13 protein-coding genes are annotated in these 13,026 nt (G+C 46.6%); 11 read left to right on the top strand and 2 right to left on the bottom strand.

All coding sequences use genetic code 11. The features are described from left to right. The 5 genes from RMO27_RS22680 to RMO27_RS22660 form a co-directional block, all read left to right on the top strand. Nucleotides 1-1,026: ribulose-bisphosphate carboxylase large subunit (locus RMO27_RS22680; RefSeq protein ID WP_309736800.1), on the top strand; the 1,026-nt coding region annotated here is incomplete at its 5' end. Nucleotides 1,027-1,110: 84 nt separating this feature from the next. Further along, nucleotides 1,111-1,497, top strand: coding sequence for a chaperonin family protein RbcX (locus RMO27_RS22675; RefSeq protein WP_309736799.1), 387 nt, complete (start codon nt 1,111-1,113; stop codon nt 1,495-1,497). A 52-nt stretch (nt 1,498-1,549) separates the two neighbouring features. Beyond that, the gene (locus RMO27_RS22670) at nt 1,550-1,870 is read left to right on the top strand and encodes a ribulose bisphosphate carboxylase small subunit (RefSeq protein ID WP_309736798.1); all 321 of its coding nucleotides are present in this window, start codon (nt 1,550-1,552) and stop codon (nt 1,868-1,870) included. 378 nt (nt 1,871-2,248) lie between these two features. Continuing rightward, nucleotides 2,249-2,482 (top strand): hypothetical protein, encoded by a 234-nt coding sequence (locus tag RMO27_RS22665; RefSeq protein ID WP_309736797.1) that lies wholly within the window; start codon nt 2,249-2,251, stop codon nt 2,480-2,482. 6 nt (nt 2,483-2,488) lie between these two features. After that, complete coding sequence (locus RMO27_RS22660; RefSeq protein WP_309736801.1) at nt 2,489-3,217, top strand: SGNH/GDSL hydrolase family protein; 729 nt, start codon at nt 2,489-2,491, stop codon at nt 3,215-3,217. Between the two features lie 147 nt (nt 3,218-3,364). On the opposite strand, the gene RMO27_RS22655 is transcribed toward RMO27_RS22660, so the two are convergent. Together RMO27_RS22655 and hpf are read right to left on the bottom strand one after the other, a co-directional pair. Beyond that, nucleotides 3,365-5,617 (bottom strand): transglycosylase domain-containing protein, encoded by a 2,253-nt coding sequence (locus tag RMO27_RS22655; protein ID WP_309736796.1) that lies wholly within the window; start codon nt 5,615-5,617, stop codon nt 3,365-3,367. 171 nt (nt 5,618-5,788) lie between these two features. Then, nucleotides 5,789-6,421 (bottom strand): ribosome hibernation-promoting factor, HPF/YfiA family, encoded by a 633-nt coding sequence (gene hpf, locus RMO27_RS22650; protein WP_309736795.1) that lies wholly within the window; start codon nt 6,419-6,421, stop codon nt 5,789-5,791. 485 nt (nt 6,422-6,906) lie between these two features. Between hpf and thrB the strand changes: the two genes are divergently transcribed. The 6 genes from thrB to RMO27_RS22620 all read left to right on the top strand — a co-directional run bounded on the left by thrB (nt 6,907) and on the right by RMO27_RS22620 (nt 12,997). Beyond that, on the top strand, nt 6,907-7,818 hold the full coding sequence (gene thrB, locus RMO27_RS22645; protein ID WP_309736794.1) for a homoserine kinase: 912 nt from the start codon (nt 6,907-6,909) through the stop codon (nt 7,816-7,818). Between the two features lie 140 nt (nt 7,819-7,958). Then, nucleotides 7,959-8,930 (top strand): metal ABC transporter substrate-binding protein, encoded by a 972-nt coding sequence (locus tag RMO27_RS22640; RefSeq protein WP_396133786.1) that lies wholly within the window; start codon nt 7,959-7,961, stop codon nt 8,928-8,930. 6 nt (nt 8,931-8,936) lie between these two features. Next, a complete protein-coding gene (locus tag RMO27_RS22635) occupies nt 8,937-9,713 on the top strand; it encodes a metal ABC transporter ATP-binding protein (RefSeq protein WP_309736792.1) in 777 nt (258 codons plus the stop codon). A 32-nt stretch (nt 9,714-9,745) separates the two neighbouring features. Then, the gene (locus tag RMO27_RS22630) at nt 9,746-10,603 is read left to right on the top strand and encodes a metal ABC transporter permease (protein ID WP_309736791.1); all 858 of its coding nucleotides are present in this window, start codon (nt 9,746-9,748) and stop codon (nt 10,601-10,603) included. Between the two features lie 128 nt (nt 10,604-10,731). After that, nucleotides 10,732-11,907 carry a TRC40/GET3/ArsA family transport-energizing ATPase gene (locus RMO27_RS22625; protein WP_309736790.1) on the top strand — a complete coding sequence of 392 codons (1,176 nt, stop codon included), beginning with the start codon at nt 10,732-10,734 and terminating at the stop codon, nt 11,905-11,907. A 196-nt stretch (nt 11,908-12,103) separates the two neighbouring features. Further along, nucleotides 12,104-12,997, top strand: a complete 894-nt coding sequence (locus RMO27_RS22620; RefSeq protein ID WP_309736789.1) for a hypothetical protein — start codon at nt 12,104-12,106, stop codon at nt 12,995-12,997. Nucleotides 12,998-13,026: the final 29 nt, after the last annotated feature.

Raw genomic sequence — 13,026 nt, 5'->3', positions numbered from 1 at the left:
TTAGAAGATTTACGTATTCCTGTTGCTTATCTCAAGACCTTCCAAGGTCCTCCTCACGGGATTACCGTCGAGCGCGATAAATTAAATAAATATGGTCGTCCGTTACTCGGTTGTACGATCAAACCGAAACTCGGTCTGTCTGCTAAAAACTATGGTCGGGCAGTTTACGAAGTTCTTCGTGGTGGTCTAGACTTCACGAAAGATGACGAGAACATCAACTCCCAACCCTTCATGCGGTGGAGAGATCGGTTCTTGTTCGTACAAGAAGCTATCGAAAAAGCTCAAGCGGAAACTGGCGAAATCAAAGGTCACTACCTCAACGTGACTGCGCCTACCAACGAGCAAATGATGGAACGTGCGATGTTCGCCAAAGAAATTGGCACTCCGATCATCATGCATGACTTCTTGACTGGTGGTTTTACTGCCAACACTTCCTTGGCGAAGTGGTGTCAAGCTAATGGCGTCCTTCTGCACATTCACCGCGCAATGCACGCAGTAATCGATCGTCAAAAAAATCACGGTATTCACTTCCGCGTGCTCGCGAAATGCTTGCGGATGTCCGGTGGGGATCACCTGCACTCCGGTACTGTTGTAGGTAAACTTGAAGGCGAAAAAGGCATCACCATGGGTTTTGTTGACCTGATGCGTGAAAACTACATCGAAGAAGATCGCTCGCGCGGTATTTTCTTCACTCAAGATTGGGCTTCGATGCCTGGTGTTATGCCTGTTGCTTCTGGTGGTATCCACGTTTGGCACATGCCCGCACTAGTCGAAATCTTCGGCGATGACTCTTGCCTCCAATTTGGTGGTGGTACTGCTGGACACCCATGGGGTAATGCTCCTGGTGCAATGGCCAACCGTGTCGCTCTCGAAGCTTGTATTCAAGCGCGGAACGAAGGTCGTAACCTCATGCGTGAAGGTGGCGACATCCTCCGTGAAGCTGGTAAATGGTCTCCTGAGCTGGCTGTTGCCCTCGAACTCTGGAAAGAGATCAAGTTTGAATTTGAAGCAATGGATACTCTGTAAAATTAGTGGATAGTGAATAGTGGATAGTGGATAGTAATCAATACTTACTCATAAATCCCTATTCATACTTCACTAATTTCGGTAATGGATCGCAAACAAGTTGCCAAAGCTACGACCAAAGTTATCTCTAGCTACTTGACTTATCAAGCAGTGCAGACTGTTTTGGCTCAATTGACCGAGACAAATCCGCCGTTAGCACTGTGGTTACGCAGTTTTTCCGGTCGGAAAATTGTTCAAGATGGTGAAGTCTATTTGCTCGCACTCCTGGCTGAAAGCCAGGAGTTGGCCTTCCGGATCATGACGGTGAGAAAGCAATTAGTCGAAGACATTATGGACGATTTACCAGAGATGGTGTTTTATGAGATCGAGCACCAGAACTCTCAGCATCGCAAGCAACAGCTAGAGAAGCTATCGCAGCTATCCATTACCGAACCAAACAGCCATTTAGAATCATCATCCGAGCAACTTTAGTTGCAAAGATCCATCATTATCTCAACTATATTTAGCCGTAGAGCAAGACCAAATGCAAACCTTACCTTACGCCCGTCGCTTCGAGACATTTTCCTACTTGCCCCCTTTGAGCGATGCTCAAATCGCCAAGCAACTTCAGTACATGCTCGACCAAGGTTATATTCCTGGTGTTGAATTCAGCCAAGAATCCGAGCCTACCCAGCACTACTGGACACTCTGGAAGTTGCCTTTATTCAATGCTACTACTACTAACGAAATCTTAGCTGAAGTGCGCGCTTGCCGTAGTGAATACGGTCATTGCTTCGTGCGGGTTGTTGGTTTTGATAACATCAAACAGTGCCAAGTATTGAGCTTCATCGTTCACAAACCATAGTCGGAAAAGTGAGCTAGTTATAGTTCTAATATTATTGGAACTAATATTTATTAAGAGCGCAGGGTTAACTCCCTCCGCTCTTTTTTTGTGGCTTTTGGAACGAAACAATTCAAGATCTATGTGATGTTGGTTTCCATAATGCGATCGAACTCAATCGTCTCGCAGGTAGTTAGTCTCAAGGGATTGTCAACACGTTATGTATAGCGAGGGTATAGTATTTGCAGAGCCAGTGAGTTACAATGTACCGAATATCTGTTACCACCAGTAATCCGCAACCTTCGATCGACGAGCTGTTGAGATTCTATATATTCGATCGAAGCATAAGCAGTTGCACCTCAAAGATCGGCAGTCTTCTAATCTTTATTCACCGCAACCCACATGAAAAAATCCTTAATTATTGGCGGATTGATTCTTGCGTCTAGCTTATTTCCAGTGCGAGCGGTCGCGGCAACTTTCAGTCAAATAGTAGTCTACGGAGATAGTCTTTCCGATTTAGGGCGAGCAGCAACAGCAACGAGTGGTCTCCCTGCACAATTCAAATTTCCAGCTTACACAAATGGAAATGGCAGGTTTTCTAATGGCTCAATTTGGGTTGAATATTTAGCAGACTAATTAGGGATAACTACTAATCCCAATACTAATTTTGCGATCGGTGGTGCCACCACTAGCTCGGTGAATATCGGCCAAAGTTTGTCTCCTAGCTTCATTGGTATCCAGACCCAAGTAGATAATAATTCGATTAGTGACCCCAATGCGCTGTATGTCATTTGGGGTGGAGCCAATGATTATTTGGGTGGTGTAACGACAGATCCCAACATCCCAGTCGGAAATTTGACTAATGAAATCGCGACTTTAATTAGCAACAACGCTAAAAATATTTTGGTTGTCAACCTCCCAAATCTGGGCGAACTGCCCAGTACTCGAAATACAGCTAATCCTTCTGGTCTAAATACCTTAACCCAATTCCACAATGCTGGTCTAGCAGCAAGTATTAATAATTTAAGTACCACCAATTCTAGTGTTAATTTGAAGTTATTAGATGTGAATTCTCTGTTTAACCAGGCGATTGTCAATCCTAGCAGTCTTGGCTTGAATAATGTCACAGATGGATGCTTATTAGTGGGTTGTACGGCTCCCGATAACTATCTGTTTTGGGATGATATTCATCCAACAACCGCTACACATCAGCTAATTGGCAATTTGGCATTTCAAACCGTATCACCTACGGCTGTCCCCGAACCAACCACGGTCATCGGTTCACTAATGGCTGGTGGCTCTATCGTTATGCTTAAGCGCAAACTAAAATCATCCAAGTTAAAAGCCAACCAATTAGTAAAGGCTACATGAGCAATATCCAATTACAGAAAGTAGGGGTAATTCATGAATTACCCCTACTTTCTTTGTCGATTGATAGCTTGTCGATCGCCATCGACAAGGCAGTGAGGATGATCAAACTAGTGTTGCTACAAATCAGTATTTTTATGAATAATTAAACTACTTGTAAACCGCACCCATATAGTTAGCCCAGACTTGAGCAGCTTGCGCGCTGCTGCCCTTGGTCGGTGAATTATCATCATTACCCAACCAGACGCCCGTGGTGACATTTTTATTCGGAATAAAGCCGATAAACCAGAGATCGACATTATCATTGGTCGTGCCAGTTTTGCCAACTTCGCCCAACCCGATCGCCGCATTTTTGCCAGTACCATTGGTGACAACTCCCCGCATCATGGCTGTCAGGGTATCGGCACTCCCCGCAGACAAAACTCGTTTCGACTGGGGGTCTTGGGTGGCATCGTACATCACGCGACACTTGTTGACTTGTTTGAGACTGCAATTACTCGTATCATAGACGCGCTTGATGACGCGGGGGCGGTGCCAGATGCCGCGATCGGCAACGGCATTATACGCGCCAGTCATTTCGAGCATATTCATCACACTCTGACCTAAAATGAGGGCGGGTACTTCGTCCTGTGGGGATTTGATGCCCATTTTTTTGGCAGTTTCCATCACCTTGGGCAAGCCAATGTCTCTAGCGACGCGCAGGGCAATCGGATTTTCGGAGAGAGTGAACCCTGTATACATATTGGTGGCTCCCGACGCGCCATGATTGCAACCCGGAAAGGTTCTACCCCCCCAAGCGAGTGGGTCGCAGGAATAGGTCTTTCCCGGCGAGATGCCGCCCTCGATCGCGGCTGCATACCCAAATAGCTTAAATGTCGATCCGGGCTGGCGTTGGGCAGCTACGGCACGGTTGAATTGACTGGCTTGATAATTGACACCACCAACCATCGCTTTGACAATGCCGGTATTACGATCGAGCGTGACGATCCCACCTTGGGAAAATCGATAGTTACTGCCAGCCGCCACCACATTTTGGCGGAGGGCGGTTTCGGCTTTGGCTTGCATGTTGAGATCTACACCCGTCTCGATCGCAAAATTGCCTTCTTTGGCAGTCTCCACTCCCAAAATCTCTTGGAGTTCCTCAAAGACATAGGTATAGAGATAGGGAGCCTTGGTATTACTAGTCGGCGTGCAAGCTTCCTGGCGATAATTGAGGGTCGATCTGCGGGCTTCTCTAGCTTCAGTTTGGGTAATCATGCCAGTTTCGAGCATTCTGGTCAGGACTAAATTCCGCCGTTCGATCGCTTTAGTGCCTTTGCGTCCCTGTTTATCTTCGATGCAGGGGTTGAACATATTTGGCCCTGGTAAAATGCCGACCAACATGGCCGATTCGGGCAGAGTTAGATCGCGAGCGGATTTGCCTAGATAGTGTTGGGCGGCATCCTCAAAGCCGTGGGCGTCATCGCCCAAGAAGACGCGATTGAGATAGGTGAGTAAAATTTTGTCTTTACTATAGGTGGCTTCCAATTTGAGCGCGACCACAGCTTCGCGTATTTTGCGCGGTAAATTGTCCTCGCTACCGACATACGATCGAAACAGACTCCGTGCGACTTGCTGGGTGAGCGTACTCGCACCTTGAGTCAGTTTCCCTTTTTGGCGGGAGACGACCAGCGCGCGCCCGACGCCCCAAGGATCGACACCAAAATGCCAATAAAAGCGACTATCTTCGGAGGCAATTAGGGCTTTGGGGAGGTAGGGCGAGAAATCGGTCAGTGTGGCGAGATCTCTATGTGCGCCGACTTTGGGCGGACGCAGCGGTTCTTCCATCCCTTCGGCATAGACCATGACGGGGCCATTGGCATCTGGTAAGGGGTTAACATTAATTTTGGTGGATTCAGCGATGATCGCCAATAGTAATAGGCTCAAGATCCCACCCGTGCCATACAAGCCATACCGAAATACGCGCATGTATGTCGGCGGCGGATCGAGATAGGTAATTTTGACTGCGGCTTTGAGTTCTGGAGGGCCGAGAGTGAAGGTATCGCCATTTCTGAGGGTAATTCGATCGACTCTTTTTTTGCCGCGATAAATTCCGTTGGTCGAACCTTCATCTTTGAGCAGAAAGCTGTTACTTTTGGTGCGATCGCGTTTTAAAGATAGGTGAACTTGACTGACGACCTCATTGCGCACGACGATATCGCAAGATTGCGAACTGCGTCCCAACACATATTTTTCCCCTAGCAGTGGGAAGACATCCGGCTGTGGGGCATCGGCATCTTGGACTAGTAGTTTGGAGACTCTGGCATTGGGTTTGAGTGCCAATCGGGTAAAGTTAACCTTCGTCCGATTGATGACTTGAGTAAGTTGAGCCAGAAGTGTCTTTTTGGGCGGCTGAGAAGACATTGAGGGGCTTGGGGGTAGGGATCGATCGGGTCATGTCACATCTTTATTCTAGCCCACGCAGCCCATTGTCCGATCGCCTAAAAATCAGGAGGATTACTGGTAAATCCTCCTGAAATCTCGATGTAAATGTGCTCGGTCAGCGATCGAATCGACCGCTACCAAGCAGAAAGTTTACGTTGGTGTAGTAACTTTTGCCGTACTTTGAGTGCCATTTTTTTCATTAGTCCCAGGGCGTGGTTGAATCACGCCAAATCCGCCATGATTGCGTCGATAAACGACATTTACTTCGCCCGTTTCGGCACTCCGATACATATAAAAATCATGATCGACTAATTGCAATTGTGCGAGTGCTTCCTCGATCGTCAAAGCTGCCATTGCAAAGTATTTTGTGCGCACGACTTCGGCTGGTAATGTTGCCGATCGATTGTCGGTGAGATTATAGTCTAATAACTCTAAATCTAATTCTTCACCTAGATCTTTCCCTAGATCCGTTCGCTCTTTTTTAGTGAAATTGCGTTCTTTATACTTCCGTAATTTGCGAGAAATTTTATCAGCAACCAAGTCGATGCTTGCATACAGATGTTCGCTGGCTTCTTCTGCCCGAATCACTGCACCATTGGCATAAATTGTCACTTCAGCTACCTGTGCTGCGGCAATCCGGGGATTTTTGGCAACTGATAGATTGATATCGATTCCGGTGGTGATGTGTTCAAAATGGCTCACTGCCTTTTCGATCTTTTGATTCACATAATCGCGGATGGCATCGGTAATTTCGATGTTCTTACTCTGGAGCACAAGCTTCATAAGCATCTCCCACTATTTAGATTTGATTTTAAGGTTGAGATCTGTAGAAAAGTTGTAGAAGCGATCGCTTCCGCTGTAGCGAATTTTACTCACTGAATTGACTAAGTTGCTGAAGACTGCGTCCGATCGCTTGCAGTCAAATTTAGTCAATGATTATCCACTCAAGGGATAATATAAGAACCTCACCTTATTTGCAAATATTTTGTGACTAACTATACATTAGCATCTTATTTCCTGGCCGGCACATTAATTCGATCTCCTGGTTAAAATACTTTGCATTTTGTGATATTCAGTTACATCTCGCAGAATATCTCATCTCCTTTACAATTATTGTTAGATAACACACCGTTTAGGGGGTAGGGGTAGGCTTTAGGTTTTAGGCTTTAGGCTTTAGGTTTTGGAGCTGCGTTCTTGAGTTTTTTATCCCCTATCCCCTATCCCCTATCCCCTATCCCCTATCCCCTATCCCCTATCCCCTATCCCCTATGACAATGATCCGCGTACCCGCCACCACTGCCAATTTAGGTGCGGGATTTGACTGTATTGGTGCCGCCTTGAGTTTATACAACGAGTTTACCTTCACCCCGATCGATACGGAAACCTTAGTTATTGCGGTACAGGGACTAGAAGCAGCCAGAGTCAATACCGATGCTAGCAATCTCGCCTATCAAGCTTTTCTCAAGTTGTATAGTCGGATCGACCTGACACCACCAGTAATTCAACTAGAAATAAAGCTCGGCGTCCCACTCGCAAGAGGACTGGGCAGTTCGGCAACAGCGATCGTCGGTGGCTTACTCGGTGCCAATACTTTAGCGGGAAATCCGCTCTCCGAGTGGGAAGTAATGCAACTCGCGATCGAAATGGAAGGACATCCCGATAATGTGGTACCCGCCCTAATTGGGGGTTGCCAGCTAGCGGCAACCGCCGCGACTGGTTGGGCGATCGCCGATATTCCCTGGCATAATATGATCGTGCCAGTGGTGGCCATTCCCAATTTTGAGCTATCGACAGCCGAAGCGCGCAGTGTGCTGCCGAATGAATATAGCCGCGCCGATGCGATTTTTAATACGGCACATTTGGGCTTAATGATACGCGGACTGGAGACGGGCAATCCTGAATGGTTAGCTGCCGCATTAACCGATCGCATCCATCAACCTTACCGTCAAAAACTAATTCCTGGCTATCCTGACGTAGAGCAAGCTGTAATCGCCGCTGGGGGCTATGGGATGGTAATTAGTGGTGCGGGGCCGACTTTACTTGCTTTAAGTAGCTCAGACAGAGCTGAAGCCGTAGCTACGGCAATGACCGAAGCTTGGGAACAGCAGCATATTCGAGTGGAAGCTCGATCGCTAGCAATAGATCTGTCTGGGGCAACAATTAGCCATACCAAATTGTAGGGTGGACGATCGCGCAAGCGTAGAGCACCAGCTATGAAGTGGCGATTGACAATACCTCTGATGACTTTTCCGTTTTCCGCGATTGTATGATAAATTGAGGAATATGAGATAATTATGAGAGAGTAGTTGTGAAGCATAAATTGAGTGGCGATCGAGACTCTCTTGCCTGGAAAAGTTGTCAAGCTGGTGCGATCGCACTGCTGTTAGGTTTGTCGCTCAATGGGTGCGTTGGTGCTAACCAACAAAGTCAATTACCATCCAATCCTACCCCGACTAACGCTGCTCGATCGGATAAAAAAGTTGTGCTAGCGACATTTACGGTACTAGCAGACATGGCGCGGAATGTTGCTGGCGACAAAGTAATCGTCGAATCAATTACCAAGCCAGGGGCGGAAATACATGGCTATCAAGTCACCCCTAGCGATTTGGAACGGGGACAGACAGCTAATCTAATTTTGGAAAATGGCTTAAATCTAGAACGCTGGGCCGATCGATTTTACAACAGCTTGCCCAAAGTGCCCCATATTACCTTGAGTGACGGCTTTCAACCTGTCAGTATTGGGGATGGCAATTACCAAGGTAAACCAAATCCTCATGCGTGGATGTCACCACAAAATGCGCTCATCTACGTCGAAAATATTCGGAAAGCACTAGTGAAGCTCGATCCACCGAATACAGCTACGTATGCTGCTAATGCCAAAGCATACAGCGCAAAAATTCAAGCGATCGATCTCCAGCTCAAAACAGCGATCTCAGCCATTCCACCTGACAAACGCTACATCGTCAGTTGTGAGGGTGCATTTTCCTATATTGCTCGTGATTATGGACTCAAAGAAGTCTATCTCTGGGCTGTGAATGCCGAACAACAAGCCACGCCAAAACAAGTCGAGAAAGTAATTAATACCGTTAAGGAAAACCAGATTCCGGCGATATTTTGCGAAAGCACTGTTAATAACAAAGCCCAACTTCAGGTAGCCAAAGAAACGGGCGCAAAATTTGGTGGAGTCTTTTATGTGGATTCTTTATCTCCTGCTAATGGTCCGGCATCAACCTATCTCAAACTGCTGGAATACAATGTCAACACCTTAATTAAGGGATTGCAAAATAAGTAAGAAGTGATGAGTGAAATTAGTATCGATATTAAAAATGTCACAGTTGCGTATCATGGTAAGGTGGCTCTGAGTGACGCTTCATTGCAACTCCAGTCGGGTACGATTTGTGGATTGGTGGGGATGAATGGTGCTGGAAAATCGACTTTGTTTAAAGCGATTATGGGATTTGTCAAACCCGCCCACGGTCGAATTTTAATTAATGGATTACCGATTCGTCAGGTTCAGAAACAGAATATAGTTGCCTATGTGCCGCAGTCAGAAGAAGTAGATTGGAATTTTCCAGTGAGTGTCCATGATGTGGTGATGATGGGACGCTATGGCTATATGAATCTGCTACGAATCCCGAAACAACACGATCAAAATGTAGTCAGAGAAAGTCTCGAACGAGTAGAAATGTGGCAACTGCAAGATCGCCAAATTGGTGAACTATCAGGGGGACAAAAAAAACGGACTTTCTTTGCTAGAGCATTAGCGCAACAAAGTACAGTTCTGTTATTAGATGAACCATTTGCCGGCGTCGATATCAAAACTGAAAAGATGATGATAAACCTATTGATGGAACTTCGCCAGAAGGGTTATACGATTTTAATTTCCACCCACGATCTGGCCTCGATTAAAACATTTTGCGATCGGGTGATATTGATTAACCGGACAATTTTGGCGTATGGTAAGACCTCGGAAGTATTCACCGAGGAAAATTTATCTCGCACCTTTGGCGGTTCGATTGGTGATTTGTCGCTGGCAAAGAGTCTTTTGGCTCATGAAGATAAAGACATGTATTGAGTTTTTCAATTTATTTAAGATCGAGAATAATAATGGATTTAATTCAGTGGTTTACTGCGCCTTTACAGCATGAGTTTATGGTAAAGGCGATTTTGGTTAGTGCATTAGTAGGAGTCGTTTGTGCGGCTCTGTCTTGCTATATGACATTGAAAGGATGGGCATTGATGGGCGATGCTGTCTCTCATGCGGTGATGCCAGGAGTAGTTATTGCTTATATCCTCAATATTCCGCTAGCCGTTGGTGCATTTGTCTTTGGAGTTGGTTCGGTAATTGCGATCGGATATGTCAAGGCAAAAACTCGGATCAAAGAGGATACTGTGATCGGGCTAGTATTTACAGGCTTTTTTGCACTGGGTTTGGTATTGATTTCCAAGGTCAAAAGTGAGATCGATCTCACCCATATTTTATTTGGTAATGTCCTCGGTATTTCTGATGCAGATATTATTCAAACTGTAATTATCAGCGTCATCACATTAGGGACGCTAGCAATCTTACGCAGAGATTTAATTCTATTTTGCTTTGATTCGACTCACGCTCGATCGATCGGATTGAATATTACTTTTCTCTACTACGTTTTACTATCTTTACTTTCCCTAACTGCCGTTGCTGGACTGCAAACTGTCGGGATTATTTTAGTAGTAGCAATGCTAGTAACTCCAGGTGCAACGGCATATCTATTGAGCGATAACTTCGATCGGATGACGCTGATTGCGATGGCAAGTGGGGTATTTTCTAGTGTGATGGGCACCTATATTAGCTATCATATCGATGGTTCAACTGGCGGCTGTATTGTAGTTGTGCAAACCTTACTATTTATCACCGCAATGATTTTTGCTCCCAAACATGGCTTAATCGCCAAGGCACGAGATGAGAAATCGATCGAGCGGTGAAGTTGGCAATCTAGTCCGATCGCACTCCCCGAACGTAGCCCAGAAGCGCAAAAACCGCTAAGATCGAAGCTAGCGACGTTCTCATCCAGAGGCTGCGCCAAAGATTACTCGGACAAAACATAGAGAACATGCGTTTAATTTTGATGACTGGGAAAGGTGGTGTGGGTAAAACCTCAGTTGCGGCGGCGACGGGGTTGCGGTGTGCCGAACTCGGTTATCGGACGCTGGTACTGAGTACCGATCCCGCGCATTCTCTGGCTGATAGCTTTGACATGGAGATGGGACACGATCCGCGCGAAGTGCGTCCGAACCTCTGGGGCGCGGAACTAGATGCACTCAAAGAATTAGAAGGTAACTGGGGCGCAGTCAAACGGTATATCACCCAAGTTTTGCAAGCGCGGGGCATGGAAGGCGTGCAAGCGGAAGAATTGGCGATTTTGCCAGGGATGGATGAAATCTTTGGGCTGGTACGGATGAAGCGGCACTATGATGAAGGGATCTATGATGTCTTGATTATCGACTCGGCACCGACCGGAACTGCCCTGAGATTGCTGAGTTTGCCCGAAGTTGGCGGCTGGTATATGCGGAAGTTTTATAAGCCCTTACAGGCGGTTTCCGTCGCGCTCAGGCCATTGGTGGAGCCGTTCTTTAAACCGATCGCCGGGTTCTCATTGCCGAATAAAGAAGTAATGGATGCGCCGTATGAATTTTACGAGCAAATCGAAGCGTTGCAGAAGATCTTGATGGATAATACCGTCTCTTCGGTGCGGCTAGTGACGAACCCAGAGAAGATGGTGATCAAGGAGTCACTGCGCGCTCATGCTTATCTGAGCTTGTACAACGTCTCGACAGATTTGATTATTGCCAATCGGATCATTCCGGCTACTGTCACCGATCCCTTCTTCAAAACCTGGAAGGAAAATCAAGAGAAATATCGCCAGCAAATTCACGAGAATTTTCACCCGCTGCCGGTGAAGGAAGTGCCGCTGTACACCGAGGAATTGTGTGGACTCGAAGCACTCGATCGATTGAAGGAAACTCTCTATGGTGACGAAGATCCCAGCAAGGTTTACTATCAAGAAACCACCCTCCGCGTCGTTCAAGAAGGTAACAGTTTATACAGTCTAGAATTGTATCTGCCAGGGATTGCCAAAGACCAAATTCAACTCAATAAAACTGGGGATGAATTGAATATCCGCATCGGCAATCATCGTCGGAATATGGTGCTACCGCAGGCTCTCGCCGCGCTGCAACCCACTGGCGCAAAGATGGATGAGGATTATCTCAAGATTAAGTTTGCTTAGTGATATTTCGATCGAAATTCGATCGCCGAGGATCGTCTCCCACACTCACAAAAGCGATCGCACCATCCCTTAAGTTAGCTAAAGTTTGGCTACAAATCTTAATATCGATCGCTTAAGTGGGTAATATAGAGACATAGCGTGGGGATCGCGATCCCCGCCAAAAAAACTGAGTGTAAAATCGGTGGAGGTAACCTTAATGTCCCAACTCATATACTCCCGTCTATTAGCAACGGCGATCGGCATCATTTGTGCGAATGCGATCGCGATGAATTCTGCGCTGGCGGGGGAATTGGTCAGCATTATCGATCAATCCCCAGCCAAGTACGGCAGAGGACTAGCAATCGGGCTTCAACCGATTATTCCGAGTAAAGTCTCCCGATCTCCCCGCATCGATCGTAGGATGGCGATCGGGCTTCAGCCGATTATCCCTGACAAAGTCTCTCAAAACTCAACCGATTCAGCGATCGCTGCCAATAATAAACAGCAGCTTGGTTTAGGTATATCTGCCAAAGTCGGTACGTTAGGCATCGGGGTAGATGTCAGCAAATCATTAACACCCCAACTTAACGGCCGCTTGGGCGTAAACTTTGGGAATGTCGGCCTCAATCGCACCGATAGCGGCATTAATTATGATGCCCAGTTAAAATTGAGCAGCGTGCAACTATTTGGTGACTACTATCCATTTGGCAGTAGTGGCTTCCGCGTCACCGGCGGCTTAGTCGCTCAAAATAATCGCGTCGCCGTGACGAGCCAACCGAGTAGCAATGGTACTTATACGATCGCGGGCAATCAGTATGCAGCCAGCAGTGTTGGCACGCTCAATGGTGAGTATGCGTATGGTAACTCGATCGCGCCGTATCTCGGTATCGGGATTGGTAAATCGACTAATGAAGGTTTGGGCTTTAATGCCGATCTGGGTGTAATGTTTACTGGTTCTCCCAAAGTCTCTTTGACTGCTAGCAATCCTACTTTTAATAACAACGCCACGACCCGCGCCCAAATCGATAGTCAAGCTCGTCAAACCGAAAACGATCTGCGGGGATTTAATGTTTATCCCGTACTGTCAGTCGGAGTTTCTTACGGCTTTTAGGTATTGATGAGATCGGAATCGATCGATCG

The organism is Chamaesiphon sp. OTE_75_metabat_556 (assembly GCF_031378165.1).
GTDB lineage: Bacteria > Cyanobacteriota > Cyanobacteriia > Cyanobacteriales > Chamaesiphonaceae > Chamaesiphon.
Note: the sequence above shows the minus strand (reverse complement) of the source record. Positions and strands in the feature narration are given on the sequence as shown.